This is a genomic window from Natronospirillum sp. (assembly GCF_022565775.1).
In the GTDB taxonomy this organism is placed as follows: domain Bacteria; phylum Pseudomonadota; class Gammaproteobacteria; order Pseudomonadales; family Natronospirillaceae; genus Natronospirillum.
The window spans coordinates 51,139-70,238 of record NZ_JAIUMC010000007.1; the positions used below are offsets into that span (position 1 = coordinate 51,139).

Consider the following 19,100-nt stretch of genomic DNA (forward strand, 5'->3'; position numbering starts at 1 on the left):
CCGCAGCCTATTTCATTGTCGGCATGGAGAACTCGGCGCCAGCGCGGATGCCTGTAGGCCAGCGGGCGGTGATGGTCTTCATGCGGGTGTAGAAACGAATACCATCCGGCCCATGCACATGCAGCGGGCCGAACAGTGAACGCTTCCAGCCACCAAAGCTGTGGAACGCCATAGGTACCGGGATGGGCACATTCACACCCACCATGCCGACCTGCACCTCTTCGGTGTACTGGCGGGCGGTATCGCCATCACGGGTGAAGATGGCCGTACCATTGCCATATTCGTGACGATTGACCAGTTTGATCGCTTCGTCATAGCTGTCGACGCGCACCACGACCAGAACCGGCCCGAAGATCTCCTCTTCATAGATCCGCATGCCCGGCTTGACGTGGTCAAACAGTGTCGGGCCGACGAAATAGCCATGCTCGGCACCGGTCACCACGAAATCACGCCCGTCCACGATCAGGCTGGCACCCTCTTCCACACCGGTACCGATATAACCCAGCACCTTGTCGGCGTGCTCGCGGGTGACCAGCGGGCCCATATGCGGCTCCGGGCTTTGACCAGTGCCAGGCCCGACTTTCATCTTGTCGATTTCGGCGGTCAGGTCGCGTACCAGGTGATCGGCAACCTCTTCACCGACACAGACCGCAACAGAGATCGCCATACAACGCTCACCAGCGGAGCCATAGGCTGCCCCCAGCAGGGAATTGACCACCTGTGAGGGATCGGCATCGGGCATGATGACCATGTGATTCTTGGCGCCGCCCAGCGCCTGCACGCGCTTGCCGTGCGCGGATGCGGTCTGATAGATATATTCGGCAATGGGCGTTGAACCGACAAAGCTGACGGCTTCGACGCGTTCATCGGTCAGCAGCACGTCGACCGCTTCCTTGTCGCCATTGACCACGTTCAGCACGCCTTCCGGCAGACCGGCTTCGGTCAGCAGTTCCGCCAGCATGATGGGCACGGTTGGGTCCTTTTCCGAGGGCTTCAGCACAAAGGTATTGCCCGCGGCAATCGCCACAGGGAACATCCACATGGGCACCATGGCCGGGAAGTTGAACGGCGTGATACCAGCACAGACACCGACGGGCTGCATCAGCGAGTAGCTGTCGACACCACCACCTACATTCAGCGAGTGCTCACCTTTCAGCAGGTGCGGGGCGCCACAGGCGAACTCCACCACTTCCAGGCCTCGGGTCAGTTCACCCATCGCATCCGAGTAGACCTTGCCATGCTCCTGCGAAATACGAGTCGCAATTTTCTCGGCGTCGCGCTCTATCAGTTCCTTGAATTTGAACATGATGCGCGCCCGCTTCAGCGGGCTGACCTTGCGCCAGGTTTCAAAGGCAGTCTGCGCTGCGGCAACAGCCGCGCGCGTCTCGTCGGCTGAAGACAGGGCCACCTGACCATGAGCCTCGCCGGTTGCAGGGTTGTAATAGGGTGCGGTGCGGCCGCTATCGCTGCCGATACGCTTGCCGTTGATATAGTTGCCCAATGTTGTCATCAGTTTCACCTGTCTGGCTGTCGCGAAGGCTGCAAGCCTGAAAGATCTGAAAATCAGGCTGCATCTAAATACTCAAAATATTTTACACAATGTCTGATTTATAGAACACCCGTATCTGCAACAGATGCGTTCAGGCTATTTCAAAACCAGAGATTCGTCACGCCCTGGTACAAGAGCCGTCCGCCGGTAATCAGCAGAAACGCGTAGCAAATACGGTAGAAGACAAAGATGGAGATGCGCTTGTGCAGCCAGTAACCACTGTAAACCCCGAAAATGGCCAGAGGTCCCAGCACCAGCGCTGTCATCAGGTTGGTGGTATCGAACTGACCCAGAAGCGCATAGGGCACCAACTTGACGTAATTGACCACAGTAAAGAACATCACGGTGGTACCCACAAACAGGGTCTTGTCCAGTCGCTGGGGCAGCAGATACATATTCATTGGCGGGCCGCCGGCATGGGCAGAGAAACTGGTAAAGCCGGCGACTGTTGACCAGAAGGTGCCCCTGGTCCAACTCGGGAGTGCGGGGGTGCTGCCCTCAGGTGCCCGATTCAGGTAATAGTTCAACGCGAAGACGACCGCGATCACGCCGATCAGGATGCGCAGGTGGTCGTCACTGACCCAACGGTAGGTCAAAAAGGCGATCAGGATACCCAGTACCGAGCCGGGAATCATGATCAGGATATTGCGGTTGTCCCATTTCTTCCAGAAGGCCTTCAGGCCGGCCAGATCCATGATGCACAGAATGGGCAGCATGATGGCCGCAGCCTGGAACGGCGGTATTACCAGGGCCATCAGTGGTACCGCCATCACTCCCACCCCACCTCCAAAGCCGCCCTTGGAAATACCGGCAATCATGACGGCAAAAAAGGCAGAGAGGTAAAACAGCGGCTCCTGGATCATCGGCACTTCCTGCAGTGACAGCACGCGAAAGCGCCGACTATAACAAAGCCAATCCGGCTTTTGGGATCATTTTATGATGACTGTTCAGGTGGCATCCGAAAGCCAGAGAGGTGACAATAGGCGCCATAATCAGAAACGACCGACCTGTCAGCGGAGGACCCAGCAAATGAAATCAGGCATGGTGATTGTAGGAGCCGGCGAAGCCGGTGTTCGCGCAGCCGTTACCTTGCGCCAGCAGGGCTGGGACGGCCCTGTAACCCTTTTGGGTGAAGAGCCCCATACCCCCTATGAGCGCCCTCCCCTGTCCAAGGACTATCTCACCGGTGCGGATCGAAAACTCACAAGTATTGGCGGAACCAACCAGTTTGAGGCCCTGGAAATCAATTTCCGGCCCAGCGTCACGGTGGAGGCCATTCGCCGCGAAGACCGGACACTGATCACCCGGGATGGTGAAACGCTGCAGTATGAAAAATTGCTGCTGGCCACCGGCGCCAGTGCGCGCAGAGTCCGTATCCCCAAGGTCCCGGACCCCTCCATACTGCTACTGCGCTCGGTGAACGATTCTGACCGTATCCGGGAACGCATGCGCGAAGGACTGAATGTGGTAATGGTCGGCGGTGGGTTTATCGGCCTCGAAGTGGCCGCCTCGCTGCGCAGCCACGGTGCCATCGTGCATGTGCTGGAGTTGCAGGATGAACTGATGAAACGGGCGGTACCGGCATCCATCGCGCAGATCATTCGCCAGGAACATCAGAACCAGGGGGTTCATATCCACCTGTCCACCCGGGTCTCGGACGTCAACACGCGTCATGACCGGCGCATGCTGACCCTGTCGAACGGTCAGACCATCCAGGCCGACATGATTATCGCGGGCGTCGGCGCGGCACCCAGCACCGGCCTGGCTGAGTCGGCCGGACTCAGGATCGAAAATGGCATCGCAGTCGATGCCGGCATGGCGACGGAAGACCCGCATATATTTGCCGCCGGAGACTGCTGTTCCTTCCCTCACCCTCTGTATGACAACAATCGTATGCGGCTTGAGTCCTGGCGTTGTGCGCAGGAACAGGGCGAAGTCGCGGCACTGAATATGCTGGGCAAGGGCGAGACCTACATGAAAGCGCCCTGGTTCTGGTCCAACCAGTTTGATCTGGGCCTGCAGATTGCCGGCTTGCCGGATCAGGGCAGCGAAGAGGTCGTGCGACAGATTGATGACCGGTCGCTGCTGCACTTCAGTCTGCGCGCGGATGGCACCTTGGCCGGCGCTGCCGGCGTGGCGCCGGGCAATGCCATCGCACGGGACATCAAGATATGCGAACGCCTGATCAATGGTGGCAGCAAGCCGGATCCGGCGGTACTGTCTGACCCCGGTGCGCCCCTGAAGCCGCTGTTGCAGGCGGGCTGACGGCAGACCAAGAGCTGCTTCCTGCACGGTGCGGTGCGGTGCGTCGATTAAACCAAAATAGTTTACTTTCTTTTTTTAAACCATTATTGTTTAATTTCTGAAGGTAAACCATAGTGATTTAATATGGCCCAGCAACGCTATCTGGTCGTGATTGGCGATCTGATCAGTTCCCGGGACGCCGCAGATCGGGGCGAGCTGCAGCGTCGCTTGGCGCAGTGCCTGCTGACGCTGAACAAACCTGCTCCGGAAGGGCTGGCATCACCCTATACCATTACCCTGGGTGATGAGTTTCAGGCCGTGCGCACCCGCTCGGACAGGCTGTGGTTCGAACTGATGCACATTCAGAAAGCACTGCTGCCGGCGCGGGTTCGCTTTTCGCTGGGTCTGGGCGAGATAGCCACACCCATCAATCGGGAGCAGGCGCTGGGCATGGATGGCAAAGCCTTTTACCACGCCCGGGACGGCATGGAGCGGCTCAAGGGACAGGCTCGAACGCTGGCCATCACCGGACTGGCTGACGCAGACCAGCGCTGGGCCGACGCGCTGCTGCAGGTGATCGGCAGCATGAGCGCAAAGTGGCGGGCCAACCGCTACGAGATTCTGTGCCGCCTGCTGATGGACCAGACGCCAGCGGATATCGCCGCGGCACTGGAAATCAGTATTCAGGCGGTGTATCAGAATATCCGGGATGGTGAGCTGGAGCTGATCATGGCGTTGTTCGCCCTGCTGGATACACTGCTTGAACCCAGTTTCGACCACAAGGATTGAACCGCATATGGGCGCTCTGCTGTTTTTCACACTGCTGGTCATGATCCGCTGGGGCCTGCCCGACAAACCGGCCTCGGTCAGGCGGCTGGCCGTGCTGGCGGTACTCACCCTGCTGGCAGCGCTGGCAACACTGCAGCTGTCGGCAGGCTGGGTGTTGCTGACCCTGTGCATTCTTGCCCTGCATGCGCTGCCGGAACGCCTGCTGGCTGCCCGCCACCTCAACCTGAGTCGACTGCTGGCACTGCTGATGTCGGCCCTGCTGCTGATCCTGTTCTACTATATCCCGGGGACTGCAATCGGCATTGCCAGCACGGAGCCACTGGCTGCCCTGCCCGACCTGGCAACCAAATATCTGGCCATGGTTCTGGGCGGGCTGCTGCTCGCCAACGAAGCCAACTATCTGATTCGCGTTGTCTTTCAGCGCTTTCATCTGGAGCCCATGCAGGCCTCCTCGGACCAGAACGAGCCAGCGACCATTGACCAGCAGGAATACAACGCAGGTCGCATCATCGGTATTCTGGAGCGCTGGATCATCTATCTGGTGGTGGTCACTGCCCAGTACTACACCATCATTGCCCTGATCATTGCGGCCAAGGGCTTCGCCCGTTTCCGCCAGATGGATGAAAGACCCTTTGCCGAATACGTGCTGATTGGCACCCTGCTCTCCACTCTGCTGACCATCGTGATTGCAGAGGTGGTACTGCGGCTACATTGAATTGAATTGAACTGAAAGGAAACCCGATCTCCCATGTCTGAACTGACCATTGTCCCCGCCCGTCCCGACCAGGTCCCTGTTATTATGGGCTTTATTCGCGCTCTGGCCATTTATGAGAACGCGGAGGATCAGGTTGAAGCCACCGAAGAAGACATTCAGCAGGCGCTGTTTGGCGAAGATGCAACGACCCACGGTGTGATCTGCTTTATGGGTGACCAGCCGGTGGGCTTTGCCATCTATTTTTTCAACTTCTCAACCTGGACCGGCAAGCGGGGCATCTATCTCGAGGATCTTTTCGTGGACCCGGAGTACCGGGGACACGGGGCCGGGAAAGCACTGCTGCAGTACCTGGCCAAACTGGCGCTCGACAAGGACTGCCGCCGTTTCGAGTGGAGCGTACTGGACTGGAACACGCCGTCGATCGCCTTCTACGAGTCGCTGGGGGCCCGTCCCATGTCGGAATGGATTGGCTATCGAGTGGATGGCGAGGCGCTGGAGCGCCTCGCGCAGGGAGTATAGCGCACCGGTGGGCACTGTGTCCGGTCAGAAACCAGGTTGCAGCCGATGGGCCTGCCCTTCCTCATTGCGCAGAATGGGCTTCATGGAGTCCTCATGCCGGACATCCAGCCAGTAGAGTGTATTTTCACCACCGGTCATGCTGCGCATCGCCAAACGGCCTGGACCAAAACCGTAATCGGCAGAGGACAGCAGGAACGGACCTATAGGTCCTCCGTCTGCTCCATACTTGCCAAGCTCGACGCCATCAGCATCGGGCTCGCTGGCCGGCACCGCCGTGGCAAAATCCTCTTCAGAGCTGTCGCTGACGTCCTCGTCTCGCGCCACTACCAATATTTCGGAGCGCTCCTGGCGAGCCAGTCCCACGGCCGGGTGTATGGTCGGGTCTGACAGGGCCAGACGCCAGTTCTGGTCCTCGCGATAATTCAGTGCATCGGGGTCCGCGTCAGGCTCCAGCCAGTAGGCTCTGAACGTCTCGCCCTCCGGGTCAGGGAAAGACCGGGAGCTTGCGTTGAAAAACACCTTGTTGCCCGACGTGTGCACCCACGGCTCGCCGATGCTGCCGATGCCGTCTCGAATCACCAGGTTTTCCGGCAACGAATAGTCGGCTACTTGATCGGTATCCGCTTTCTCGATGCTTTCCACCACCTCGATAATCTGGTCATCGGAATCCTCGATACTATAAGCCCAAACGATATGGTCATCCGTGGTCGTGACGAATTTGGGAAAATCTTCTGCGTCTTCGATGTCCGAACGCAGTATCTCGATATCAGGCTCTCCCGAGTCAATCGAGAGGCGCGTCAACCGGGCGCCATCGCTGTCATGATCGGCAATGTAGACGTTCTCGCCATCATTGGCATACCGCGTCGTCACTACCAGGTTGACAACGCCATCGTCCAGGGCATCAATCGCTACGGGGTCGGACAGCTCCTGCTCTTCTCGATCAAATGCGCGGACATAACCGGCGCGGGTCTGGATCAGAAGGTCACCACTGTCCAGTCGGCCCACCTTGAGCACTTGCAAGTTGTCGCTCAGGTCATCAAGCTCTGTGCCCTCATCATCCAGAGCATCTATATCCCGGAAGACCATAGTGAACTCGGAGGGATCTCCCTGCGGTAGTATCAGTCCCTCAATCGCGCCATCCTCGTCGCGAACCGCAATCACCGACACTGCACCATCGTCAGGCAGCTCAAGTGCCGCAGGATCTTGGGAAGTGGCCGCATCCACCGGGACCGCATACCAGAATTCTGTATCCAGTCTGTAGACCACCAGAGCATTATCGCTGTTCTGGTAGTCCGGCTCGACTCGGAGGCTGTCAACGTCCTCTCCTCGGCTTTCGGAGGAAATCTGCCTTGGTGTCACGCCACCCGCCGACGCATCGGCATCCGCCCACCAGAGATGCTCGTCCATGGCATAGACCACCCCTTCGATGGTCATTTCGCCGCTGGCGTCGGTAGAGAAATGGGTATCCATCTGCTGAACATCTTCTCCGTTGTCACTGCGCGCGACCTCAAACACGGTGCCCTGTTCGGAATCAAGCGCGCAGACCCGATCCTGAACAGCAAAGAAACTGAGGCCAGAATGCCCCTCTCGGCTCAAACCGTCATTATTGTCTGCCAGATCCAGGTTGGCCTCACAGTTGACAGTCAACTGCCCATTGTCATTGTCGCCGTTGCCGTTGTCTCCATTACCATTGCCATTGTCGCCGTTGCCAGAACTGCTAGAACTTGAACCACTGTCATTGCAGGCAATCAGCAGTGCCGAGCTCATGATCATCATTGCTTGAAGCGTCTTGTGTCGCATACCGTCCTCTTGTTGTTGCTGCGTTGAAGCTTCTCTGGTCCGACCGGCCTGCACAAGCACACTTGTGAACCGTGACGGATCAGTAACAGGGTGACAGAAAGGCCTTACATACGACTTACAAATGGTGGAACTGAAGCGATATTTACTTGGTGAGAGGACAATTTACAGGGAGGATTCTGCAACAAAAAAGCCGCACTCCGGAAGAGTGCGGCTATTCAAGGGATCTGAAATGGATCAGAAGCTGCCGGTGCTGCTGACAGACGAGCCATCGCCGCCTGTCGTCACCTGGTTGTTGCTGCCGGACTGCCATTCGACGCCGGCGCCCGGATTGCTCTCCTCGCGCTTGACGCACTTCCACTCGATGCTGGTATTCTTCGGCAGGTCACTGACCGAGCCGCTCCATGTCGGGTAGTTGGTGGCGTCCAGCAGAACACCATTGGCCGGGTCCCAGTTGCCCAGTTCCGCTGTATTGCCGACTGCGTAGACACTCTGGCCCCAGTAGGTGCTGCCATTGTTGCAGGTAAAGTTGACCGTCGCCCCATCATCACCGGTACCGGCATGGAAGTTCTGGATGAACTGTGCATAGCGGTTGCGCCCGGTGTTGTTTTCAGTGACGTTCTGCAGGCGCAGGATGGTCAGGCCGTTGTAGCTGCTGTGGGTAAAGGCGTTTTCGATCTGATCCCAGCCAAAGTCGGTCATGGCACCGCCGGCCAGTGCATTTTCGCCTTTCAGGTCAACGCCCTGGTTACCGCCTTCTTCACCCACCCAGAACACCAGGTCTTCGGCCCGCGAGTAGTCCGGGAAGCTGTCCGGGTTGCCCATTTCCAGCGCGGTGAAATGCAGGACGACATTACGGTTAGGGTCGCTGCCGGTCTGGGTGGTGTTGATCATGCTCTCATACCCATGACCGGTGGACGGTGAGTAGATATCAATGTCGGACGGAATCAGGCCGGCGGTCATTTCGGGAACGCGGCGCACACTGTCGCTCGGGTTGCCGATCTGCCAGTGGATACCGGGGATCTTCATGCCCAGTTCGATACCGCTGAAGGCACCGTCAAAGCCATCCATGGCCGCATTCAGCATGCGGGTACCATGTGCTGTCAGCGATTCGTGGTACCAGCGGATGAAATCTCGCCCGTACTGGCTGTACAGATGGTCCTGCTGATCAAAGAAGAACTGTGCATCGGACGGCGGATTGACCTGATCGAAGTTGCTCAGACTGGTGCCCCAGGCATTGTTGAGGCTGGTCAGGTTGCCGTACTTGTCTTCGGCCCAGGCCTGGAAGTCTTCAATGGCCAGGCGACCATAGGCCTGCAGCGCACCGCGCCCCGGATAGGAGGCGATGGCATGCCCGTCATCATGCTGATTGTAGGATGGGTAGCGCAGTTCACCGGCCGGACCCATGCTGATGTTCAGCTCGATAATGTGGTCCGCCAGATGCTCGTACCGGTCCTGGAAGGCCGCCATGAAATCGGCATACTGGTCCAGCACAAAGTCATCGGCCCACAGGGACACGGTTTCCACCGAGTAGTTGCCGAATTCGCTCTTGTAACGCATGTCGGCATCGCTCAGGCCAGCATGTTGAGCCGGGATATCTTCCCAGATCCACCAGGGAATCGGGATCTCGTTGGTGCCGCTCTGCCCGAGTTGCCAACTGTTGCCATCCCGGGTGATCACGTCTTCACCGCAGTCGTCACCGACGTTGCCACCACACTGGTGGAAGGACATGATCGGGATAATCTGCAGGCCGCGGGAAATAATGGTGTCAAAGATGGCGTCATAGTAAGACCAGTCGTACTGACCATCACCATCACCTTCGACCATGCCCCACCAGACATCCACCGAGACGCCGTCAAGGCCGTAACTGGCGGCTTCTTCCAACTGCCATTCGAATGCACTCCATTCACTGCTGTTGCGCAGTTCCAGCGGGGCCATCGCATTGGTGGTTTCAGCGAGATCTGCCCAGGCGGCGGAAGCCATAAGCAACGCCGTGGCACCCAGGGCACCAGCGGCACGTTTCAAGTTCAACATATCTTCACCTTTTCACTTGTTGTTTTTGTCTTGGCCGTTCAAGGATTGACCGGTTGTGATGGTGGGAACAATCGAACTTTAGGGTGGAATTTTGGGGTCTAGTTGACCGGAAACCTGACCAAAACCTTGGCCAAAGGAGCAGCCATGCTGTTGATTTTATTGATTTTTTCACGCATTGCGATCGGTGTTCAGACGATCGCTGGAGAAGGTGGAAACAGCCGCCGGGCATCGTCCATGCCCGGCGGGCATTAGGGCGTCAGAATCCGCCCTGAATAATGATCGGGTCGGGTTCGACCTCGCCTATCTCCACCATGGAGTCACTATGCCGCGTGTCCAGGTAGAACAGGATTTCTGCAAGACCTGAACCGTAGGACACCAGCCGTGCCGGCCCAAGTGTGGAGGTTGCCCCCAGCAACAGTCTGGGCGGCGCCATGGTATCAGCTGGCGGGCTCTGGGCGGGCAACTTGCCGAGTGTGGTGCTTTCTGACGGATCGTCGGCAGCGCGCGCCTGGATTTCTTCTTCACCATTGCGGTCGTTCAGCAACACCGTATCCAGCCGGGTATCGGGCACATAGAAAGGCATGGTTGTGGTGCTGACATCAATCAGCCCGCCCTGCCAGCTTGCGTCGTCCAACTCTGTCACCGTGCCGGGGGTTTCGAGTGCCACATAGCGTGCCGAGTAGTTTGCATCGCCATCAGCTGTATTGAAGAAGATCCAATCGCCTATGTGTGCCGGTACCTGAGAGGTGACAATCACGTCTTCACCACCGTTGTAGACCTTGTCTTTGTTGTTGTGGTTTTCGCGCTCAATCACCACAACTGCAGATTCGCCCTCCTGGCCCAAGCCATGCGACCAGCCCCAGCCAATATAGTCATCGTTGACCACCAGCAGCACCGGCGTTGTATTGTCGGTTTCGGCCTCGTCGACAATGTTGATCTCCTGCGATGTCTTGTCGATCTCCGACAAGACGGCTTGGCCGTCGTCGGTCAGGGCCAGGTACATGACGTCATCAATTCGGATACCCCGACTGACCAGTGCGCCAAACCCGCTCAGGTTGTTTGCTGTTTCTGCCGCGTCACCAGAGGCTTTTTCGAGCTGCTTAGAGCCAGGGTCCAGAAAATAGAAGTCACTGCCCACAGCCAGGACTGCGGTGCCGTCGCCAAACATGCCGACATAGTTCGTGAAGCCGGAGATAACGCCTCCATCAAGAAGTTCTTCAGCTTCGCCACTGAGATCCGAGACTTCCGAGAGCACCAGGCGACTGCCATCCCGGATTATCGCATGTGTCAATTGGTCGCCATCATAAAGCGGACCAAGCGGCTCCCGATTGTCTCCGAGAGCGACCGGGTCGCTCGATGCACCGAAACCCCGTTGCACAGCAAACCAGCCATCGGCACCTTTGCGGTAAACCAGCGTCCCATTGTTCGCCGCTGCAAAATCCGGCGCGAAGGACATCATATCAATGGCACTGGCATTGTCTTCGGAAGAAACCTGAGTCGGCGAAACAGACCCTGCGGACGCGTCGCTGTCGGCAAACCACAGATGGTCATCGGCAACATAAATGACCCCATCAGCTGTCAGGTCCCCGCCGGATCGACTGTAGCTGGTCACCACCAGTTCCAGGGCGTCGCCGTCATTATCATCCACACCAAACGCCACACCAGCATCGGCATCAAATGCACAGACCGAATCCGCCACCCGGTAGAATCTGAGTCCATCATACCCGTCTGATCCGACACCACTGTCATTAGAGGCCACACTGACATTGGCATCACAGACTGCAGAGACATCTGCGCTGCCTCCGGAGTCACCATTGTCATCAGATCCATTGGAACTGCTGGAGCTGCTGGAGTTGCAACCGACAAGCAGCAGGGCCGTTCCCAGTGTAACGGCGACTGTATAGAGATTGGCTTTCATACTGTCCCTCTTCTTCTTTATTTTTTGCCGAACCAGCAGCTCGGTCAGTTGATCTTCAGGTCTACCATAGAATATCTGACAGCTGTCTTACAAATTGGGGACAAGAAGGGGAATAGGTGCAGGTTGTGCGACGGGTCAACTTTTCTGGCTCTTCTCATTGCGACAGTATCTATTTTGTGCTGCCATTGAGGTTTAATGGGGCTATGAAACAATGCCGGATAAAACTAATCTGCAAAGCCTCCGGGAAGACAGAACAGTAATCAGGATTACCATCGCATGAATAAGGCAGTAGGAGCGTCTGCCGAGCAGGTTGAGCGCTGGCTGGTGAGGCCGCGGCTGACTGCAACCCTTGCGCAGAAATCTTCCAGCAGTCTGATCTGGTTGGTGGCAGCGGGGGGTTATGGCAAAACGACGCTGGCATTGAGTTATGCTGAAGCACAAAAGCGGACGTTGTTGCGTCTGCCTATCCCGCCACATGGTTTCAGTGTAGGAGAATTTTTCTACGCGCTGCGCCAGCAGGCCATTCAACTGCTGGGGGACGAAGCTCTCGCACTCCCCGTGCTCAACCCGGAATACACGGCAACACCGGAAGTCTTTGCGACCCAGTTTGGGCAGACACTGCAGCGCAAGTTGCCGGGTCAGATGCTGCTGTTTATCGACGACATGCACCACCTGCCTGCCGACTCGCCTCTGCATGCCATTATCGCCACCACGCTGGAAGAGCTGTTCAGTGAGCGTGTATCTGTCATCGTGGCCAGTCGACACGAGCCTGCACCGCCCTGGATACGTCTGCGCGGCAAGGGCCGACTGGCGATTATCGACGAGACACAGCTCAGTTTTACCGCAGAAGAGTCCACAGAACTGCTGCAGCATGAAGGCATCAACAGCGACACCATTGCCGACCTGACCAAAGGCCGCGACTGGTCGATCACCGGTCTGCCCGGCTGGGCCGCGGGATTGATGCTGCTCATAGAGCACTGGCGGCGGTTTGACGCCCCGGTGAGCGAGAGTCTGCTGCAGAGGTCACTGGATGACTGGTTTCTGGAAGAGGTGTACAAGCCGCTGTCAGAGGATGACAAGGCGCTGCTGCGCTTTTGTGCCCGACCCAGACTCATTCCAGCCAGCTTGCTGGAAAGCCTGACCGGCGAAGCCTGCGCACCTGAACGGCTGCGAGATCTGCATGAACACCACGCTTTCCTGCGCCAGGAAGACGATGCCGAACTCGGTCCCTGTTATCAATTCCACGATCTGTTCCGCGATTTTCTGCTGCAGCAGGCAAAGGCTGAGCTGGACGCTCAGGCTATATCGGAGATGGACCATCAATGGGGTCAGGGATTATGGCAGGCCGGTCAATGGTCTGATGCGGCAGAAATGATGATTCAGGCGGGTGACTACGCCTCACTGGCCAATGGCTTGCGCCAGGTGGCCGGGATACTGATACAGACCGGCCGCGGTGATCAGCTGTTCGGCTGGCTGCAGGCTTTGCCCGCCGAGATGCGCGATACGGATCCACACCTGTCCATGTGGCTGGGCATGTGCGTCATCCTCAATGACACCCGGATGGCCCGAGCCATCCTGTCACAGGCTTGGCAGGCGCTCAGCGCGCAGCAGGACTATGTGCACATGGCGATCTGCTGGAGCGGGATTGTCGACAGCATCTGGCTCGAGTGGGCGCACATTTCCAACTATGATCCCTGGATTGATGCCTTTCTGGAGCATGAGCAGGCGTTCCGGGATCGTCTGCCCAAACCACTCTGGTATTCCTTACTGCGCGGCATGCTGACTGCCTATGGTTACGCGCGCCCGCTGGACCCGGAGCTTGAACGCTGGGAGAGCGAAACACTGAAAGTGCTGGCTAGCTCCGACGTCCCTGATACAGAGCGCGTCATGATGGCCAGTCAGGTCATGTACCTCAATACCTGGCAGTTCGGACGGCGAGCCGGGGCCGCCCATGTCATGCAACTGATGCGCGACAATCAGGACGTGGTCGAACGGGCTTCCCCGCTGGCGCGCAGCCTCTGGTATACGTTCACCTCGCTCTGGGCTCTGATCTATGAAGCCGATCGCGACAAGTGCATGGCGGAAGCCGAACGCGGGCGCAACCTCATTCGCAGTCATGGCATCTGCACCTGGGACAACGCTGTGCCACCCTTGCACTGTGCACTCTGTTTTGAAGACCGGGAAGCCTACGATGACTGGATGGCCTGGTTCATGCGCACGGATCTGAAGGCGCACCGCCCATTCTATGATACTTTTCAGGCCCATTTTCTGGCCGGTCAGGCCTGGCTGCATGGCCGCATCGCCGAGTCGATAGACCATGCAAGAAAGGCCGTGGTCGCCATGGACAACCATGGCTCCGCTTCGATCTCTGCCGGTTTGCGCGCCAATTTGGCCGGCCTGCTCGCCGAGTCGGGTCAATTGAGCGAAGCGCTGCGCCATTCGCGCGAGGCGAGAGTGGTGCACAGGGAAACCCGTGGCGCCTTTATTGACACCATGGTCTTCCCAGCACTGGCGCGCATCCCACTGGTGCGCGGCCAACCACAGCGAGCCCTGCCCTACCTGAAGCAATGGCTGCCCTCTGCCGCTCGCGAGCAGTTGTTCTTTCCGCTGATGATCAAGGCCGACGAATTGTCGACTCTGTGTGCCCTGGCGCTGCAACACGATCTTGAGCCCGACTATGCGCACTGGATCATTCAAGCGCGAGACTTGATTCCGCCCAGAGACGAAACCCTTCGCCATGCCTGGCCGTGGCGCTGCCGCATCCATGTGCTCGGGCGATTCGACATAGAACTGGATGGCAAGCCCGGCTTCCGGTTATCGCAAAAGCGGTCGCGAGCCCTGATGTCCGAACTGATCATGGCCGGGCCGGATGGGCTGGCCCAGAGCAAACTGGCCGCCGATCTGTGGCCTGACAGTCCGGAGCAAAAGGCCCTCAACAGCCTGCATGTGACGGTCCATCGAGTCCGTGAGCAGTTGGGAGACCCCAGGGTTTTGCTGATCGAAGGGGGTCAGATACGCCTCAACCCGAACCTCTTCTGGCTGGATGTCTGGGAGTTCATGGCGCTGAGTCGGCATCTGGACAAGAACAGTCTGGTTGAATTGCAGACAGCCTTTGATATGTATCAGGGATTGCCGCAGCTCTCAGGACTGGAGCAGATCGACCTGGAGATCTATCAGGAGTCGGTCAGCCGGGCCTATGAACGCCTGGCGATAGCGCTCGGTCAGCGGCTGGAAAGCAATGATCCGGACGCCGCGCTTCAGGTCTACCAGACTGCGCTGCGCCATCTGGTGCTGGTGGACGGCCTGTGGGAGGGCATCATGCGCATCGAGTCCAGTCAGCAGCGCTGGCATCGCCTCAAAAAGGTCTGGGATCAGGTGACGGCGCTTTACCAGCAGGAGCTGGGCGGCCCGCCACCAAAGCGGATGCAGGCACTCTATGAAACACTGAACTCGGAGCGCTAGTCCCCGTCTTCGGTTGGAGCCTCCGGCTCCGGATCCGGCAGCAGACGATAAGGCGTATCACTGTCAGGAGTTTCCAGGCTGATGCGCCCCAGTTTTCCGGCTCGCCATTCGTTGAGCAGAATTTCACTGGCCCGGTGCAGGTCCGGCTCTCCTTCTCTTATACACCCTCGACGCGCTGCCAACTGGTCCAGCATGTCCGGTGCATGGTCCGAGCTTTCGTCCAGTTCATAGCGCTTCGCCAGTCGGCCCGGATAGCGCTGCAGCAGGTAGTCGACCATGAACAATGCCACTTCCGTGTATTCCATCGCGGTGGCGCGGATCGCCCCGCTGGCGGCCAGCCGATAGCCCCCCATTACAGAGCCGGGAGACGGTTGCATGATGCCGGGGGTGTCCAGTAACTGGAATCCACGCCCTATCAGCACCTTCTGCTGATGCTTGGTCACTGCCGGCTCATTCCCGGTTTTGGCCACCTTTTTACCGGACAGATGATTGATCAGGGTCGATTTGCCTACATTGGGAATGCCGGCAATCAGTGCCCGCACCGGCTTTCCCGGTATCCCGCGACGCGGCACCAGCTCACGACACAGGCGGGGAATGTCGTCCAGGCGCTGGCGCTGGCCGGTGTCGGTCACATAGGGAGTAATGCCAGGCTGTTCTGCCAGGTGTCGGCGCCACCGCTTGGTAACCGCCGGATCAGCCAGATCGGCCTTGTTGAGGACTCTGAGACAGGGCTTGTCACCCCGTATCTCCTCCAGCAGGGCGTTGGTACTGGCCTCGGGCAGGCGCGCATCGACAATTTCAATCATGACATCGACCTGCGCCATGATTTCGCGGATTTTCCGCTGGGCCTTATGCATATGGCCCGGATACCAGTGAATCTGCACAGATCTATTCCAGATGGGTGGTTTTGGATTGGCGTCGAATGAACTCGGTTTTCAGCACCTTGATATAGTCGCGCAACTTCTGATTGGAGGCTTCAAGCTCGGACACCCGGTTGGTGGCGCTGTCGAGGCGGGTCTGAAGACGGCGCAGGTGCTGTGACAATTGCTGTTCTCGCTGCTTCATGCGTTGCAGTTCAGCTTGCAGGTCAGGGGCTTCTTCCATGCCATCCGTGATCAGGGGCGGCTCAGCCTCGGACTCTGCCGCGTGAGCCGGCAGCAGGCCCAGCCGATTGCGCCGCATGACACGCCAGATATCGGCAAACGGATCCCGCCCGTTGCGTTCGCGGGGCTCCCACAGCCAACTGTGCCATTTTTCCGGACACTGGCTGCGGCACATCAGCCGTGTCTTGCGGCCTTTGATGACCGGCCCCGGGCGGGCGCGCGCCGCCATGTCACGCAGTGGCAGGTTCCAGGTATCCGCGACTCGGCCTTCATTGTCGAAGGGCAGGCGGAAAAAGACCATAACATCGACGTTCAGTTGTTCATCCAGCTGCAGGTAAACCGCCTCCATGGTCTGTGCCGCAAATGAACGCGCGGACACAACGCCGTCGAGCACCGCCATAAACTCGGTATAGAGCATTTCACGGGCTACCGTTTCCTTCTGATAGACCAGCAGAGCTTCAGCGTGCACAGGCACTCCTCAGGCTGAACAGCGGATAACAGACTGTCCAGTTTGAGCAAATCAGGCCGACAGTGCAACAGCCACCTCGACCCCTTGACGAATCGCGCGCTTGGCATCCAGTTCAGCAGCCTTGTCGGCCCCGCCAATGGTGTGCACGGTCAGGCCGGCATCGGTCAGCGAATCGCGCAGCGTCGTTTCGGACAACTGTCCGGCACACAGGACAACCTGGTCGACGGCGAGAGTGTGCAGCTCGCCCGCCGGATCCCGGTACCACAGGCCCGCATCATCAATGCGCTCGTACTGTATGCCGGTCAGATGGTTCACCCCACCCATGCGCAACTGCAGGCGATGAATCCAGCCAGTGGTCTTGCCCAGAGATTTTCCGGGCTTGGAATCAGAGCGCTGGCAGAGGGTAATGTCCCGTCGGGCATGCCGCGGATGAGATTGCGTCAGACCGCCTGCCGAGTCACCGGAGGCATCAATACCCCAGTGATCCAAAAAGTCATCCGTACCGGAGACGGGTGCATCTGCATGCAGCAGGTACTCGCAGACATCAAAGCCGATGCCTCCGGCACCCATCACTGCAATACGGTCTGCCGGCGTCGCCTCACCGCGCAACAATTCGTCATAGCGGACCACCATAGGGTGGTCGATACCCGGCAGTTCCGGCACCCGGGGCCGGACCCCGGTAGCCAGCACTACTTCGGCAATGCCCTCATCAGACAACTGACTGGCCGTAACCGTCGTCCCGAGATGCACCGTGACCCCAAGAGCGCCGAGCCTCTGCTCGTAATAGCGCAGTGTGTGACTGTAGTCTTCCTTGCCCGGCACGCGGGCCGCCAGAAGAAACTGGCCACCCAGGCGATCACTCTGTTCATAGAGATGCACGGAATGGCCGCGCTCTGCCAGTTCGACAGCTGCCGACAGTCCTGCCACACCGCCACCGATCACCGCCACTTTGCGCGGCGCCTGGGCTGCGGCACGCGACAGGCGGTCTTCCTGCAGGGCATAGGGGTTGACCAGACAGGTGACGGGCTTGCCAACGAAAATATGATCCAGACAGGCCTGGTTGCAGCCAATACAGGTATTGATCGAGTCTGACTGGGCCTGCTCGGCTTTCTGCCCCCAGTCGGCATCAGCCAGCCATGGGCGCGCCATGGTGATCAGGTCGGCAGTGCCATCCTGCAGCAGTTGTTCAGCCTGCTCCGGCATATTGATTCGGTTGGTCACCGCCACCGGCACATTCACAGTTGAACGCAGGCGAGCGGTGGCTTCCCGGAAGGCCGCCGGCGGTACCATGGAGGCGATGGTGGGCACCCTGGATTCGTGCCACCCGATGCCCGAGTTCAGCACATGCACACCTTCATCGATCAACCGGTGAGCCAGGTCTTCCACCTCTGCCCAGGGCGTGCCACCCGGCACCAGATCGAGCAGCGACAGGCGGAAGATGAGCAAAAACTTCTCACTCACGGCAACCTTGATGGCGCGCACAATTTCAATCGCCAGGCGCTGTCGATTCTCTGCCGAACCACCCCACTCATCATCACGGTCATTGAGTGCGGGCGAGGTGAACTGATTGATGAAATAGCCTTCGGAGCCCATGATCTCAATGCCGTCATAGCCCGCTTTTTCAGCCAGTTGCGCGGCCCGGGCAAAGCCCTCGATTTCTGTTTTGATCTCGTCGCCGCTCAGCGCCTTGGGCGGAAAGGGCGAAATCGGTGCCTGAGCGGCGGTTGAGCTGACAATCTGCGGATGAAAGCCGTAGCGACCGGTATGCAGCAACTGCAGGCAGATGCGACCTCCTTCGGCATGCACAGCCTGCGGAATAACCCGGTGCGTCTCTGCATCAGCTTCTGTCAGCATGGCGGCACCGCCGGGCATGGCGCGGCCGGCCTCGGTGGGTGATACCCCTCCAGTGATGATCAGGGCGGCCCCCCCTTTGGCGCGTTGGCGAAAAAAGCCAGCCAGACGGTCAAAATGCTTGGGGGACTCTTCCAGGCCGGTATGCATGGAACCCATGATCAGGCGATTGGGCACCGAAAAAGGTCCGAGATCGAGCGGCGAGAACAGGGTCTTGAAGGCAGTGTCTGTCATGATGTCAGCCTTGAGTGTAAGCCATTAAACGATTGTTTGAATGCGTTCAGACTACCACTGATTGCGGGCAGGCCGTAGTCGCACCATGCGGTTGGTCCTGATTTGTGAAATGGATGCACAGAAGAGGATATCTGGATTGGTTTGACGGGGGTATGACGACCCCGAAGCGCGACTCACGCCGAAACGTCGGACCGCGCTGGCCTACAGTTGTGCCTGCCTGTGGACGCTGGCTTGCCTGCGCTAGCGTCGGTAGCCCCTGAGCGCGGCCAAGGCCGGCGCCTACAACGGAGGCACACTGTAGGCATACCCTATATCGTGAATTTGTTCACGTACTGAGGAAGAAGAAGGAGGGGAAAAACGAATGGCGGACCGGACGGGACTCGAACCCGCGACCTCCGGCGTGACAGGCCGGCATT

General features: G+C 58.6%; 14 protein-coding genes. 6 read left to right on the plus strand and 8 right to left on the minus strand.

Annotation, left to right across the window (positions count from 1 at the left end):
- Window positions 1–7 precede the first annotated feature (7 nt).
- Window positions 8–1,510: a CoA-acylating methylmalonate-semialdehyde dehydrogenase gene (locus LAT62_RS03260; RefSeq protein ID WP_293378898.1), complete on the minus strand. Its 1,503-nt coding sequence runs from the start codon at window positions 1,508–1,510 to the stop codon at window positions 8–10.
- Window positions 1,511–1,650: 140 nt separating this feature from the next.
- Window positions 1,651–2,412: a sulfite exporter TauE/SafE family protein gene (locus LAT62_RS03265; RefSeq protein WP_293378901.1), complete on the minus strand. Its 762-nt coding sequence runs from the start codon at window positions 2,410–2,412 to the stop codon at window positions 1,651–1,653.
- 178 nt (window positions 2,413–2,590) lie between these two features.
- Between LAT62_RS03265 and LAT62_RS03270 the strand changes: the two genes are divergently transcribed.
- From LAT62_RS03270 to LAT62_RS03285, 4 genes are all read left to right on the plus strand, one after another.
- Window positions 2,591–3,814, plus strand: coding sequence for an FAD-dependent oxidoreductase (locus LAT62_RS03270; RefSeq protein WP_293378904.1), 1,224 nt, complete (start codon window positions 2,591–2,593; stop codon window positions 3,812–3,814).
- 123 nt (window positions 3,815–3,937) lie between these two features.
- A complete protein-coding gene (locus tag LAT62_RS03275) occupies window positions 3,938–4,582 on the plus strand; it encodes a SatD family protein (protein ID WP_293378907.1) in 645 nt (214 codons plus the stop codon).
- 7 nt (window positions 4,583–4,589) lie between these two features.
- A complete protein-coding gene (locus tag LAT62_RS03280; RefSeq protein WP_293378910.1) occupies window positions 4,590–5,297 on the plus strand; it encodes a hypothetical protein in 708 nt (235 codons plus the stop codon).
- 33 nt (window positions 5,298–5,330) lie between these two features.
- Entirely contained in the window at window positions 5,331–5,816 is a 486-nt protein-coding gene (locus LAT62_RS03285; protein WP_293378913.1) for a GNAT family N-acetyltransferase, read from the plus strand.
- 24 nt (window positions 5,817–5,840) lie between these two features.
- Here LAT62_RS03285 and LAT62_RS03290 read toward each other — a convergent pair whose 3' ends face one another.
- Window positions 5,841–7,583, minus strand: coding sequence for a hypothetical protein (locus LAT62_RS03290; protein WP_293378916.1), 1,743 nt, complete (start codon window positions 7,581–7,583; stop codon window positions 5,841–5,843).
- A gap of 267 nt (window positions 7,584–7,850) precedes the next feature.
- Entirely contained in the window at window positions 7,851–9,647 is a 1,797-nt protein-coding gene (locus LAT62_RS03295) for a family 14 glycosylhydrolase (protein ID WP_293378919.1), read from the minus strand.
- 102 nt (window positions 9,648–9,749) lie between these two features.
- On the opposite strand from LAT62_RS03295, the gene LAT62_RS03300 reads away from it, so the two are divergent.
- On the plus strand, window positions 9,750–9,899 hold the full coding sequence (locus LAT62_RS03300) for a hypothetical protein (RefSeq protein WP_293378922.1): 150 nt from the start codon (window positions 9,750–9,752) through the stop codon (window positions 9,897–9,899).
- Between the two features lie 4 nt (window positions 9,900–9,903).
- Here the strand turns inward: LAT62_RS03300 and LAT62_RS03305 are convergent, their stop codons facing one another.
- On the minus strand, window positions 9,904–11,565 hold the full coding sequence (locus LAT62_RS03305; RefSeq protein ID WP_293378925.1) for a hypothetical protein: 1,662 nt from the start codon (window positions 11,563–11,565) through the stop codon (window positions 9,904–9,906).
- 276 nt (window positions 11,566–11,841) lie between these two features.
- Between LAT62_RS03305 and LAT62_RS03310 the strand changes: the two genes are divergently transcribed.
- A complete protein-coding gene (locus tag LAT62_RS03310) occupies window positions 11,842–15,027 on the plus strand; it encodes a hypothetical protein (protein WP_293378928.1) in 3,186 nt (1,061 codons plus the stop codon).
- On the opposite strand, the gene ylqF is transcribed toward LAT62_RS03310, so the two are convergent.
- Genes ylqF through LAT62_RS03325 form a run of 3 tightly spaced genes read right to left on the minus strand, consistent with a single transcriptional unit; the run spans window position 15,024 to window position 18,684 of the window.
- Entirely contained in the window at window positions 15,024–15,911 is an 888-nt protein-coding gene (gene ylqF, locus LAT62_RS03315; protein ID WP_293378931.1) for a ribosome biogenesis GTPase YlqF, read from the minus strand. The genes LAT62_RS03310 and ylqF overlap by 4 nt on opposite strands.
- Window positions 15,912–15,915: 4 nt before the next feature.
- Complete coding sequence (locus tag LAT62_RS03320; RefSeq protein WP_293378933.1) at window positions 15,916–16,599, minus strand: hypothetical protein; 684 nt, start codon at window positions 16,597–16,599, stop codon at window positions 15,916–15,918.
- A gap of 51 nt (window positions 16,600–16,650) precedes the next feature.
- Complete coding sequence (locus LAT62_RS03325; protein WP_293378935.1) at window positions 16,651–18,684, minus strand: NADPH-dependent 2,4-dienoyl-CoA reductase; 2,034 nt, start codon at window positions 18,682–18,684, stop codon at window positions 16,651–16,653.
- Window positions 18,685–19,100 lie beyond the last annotated feature (416 nt).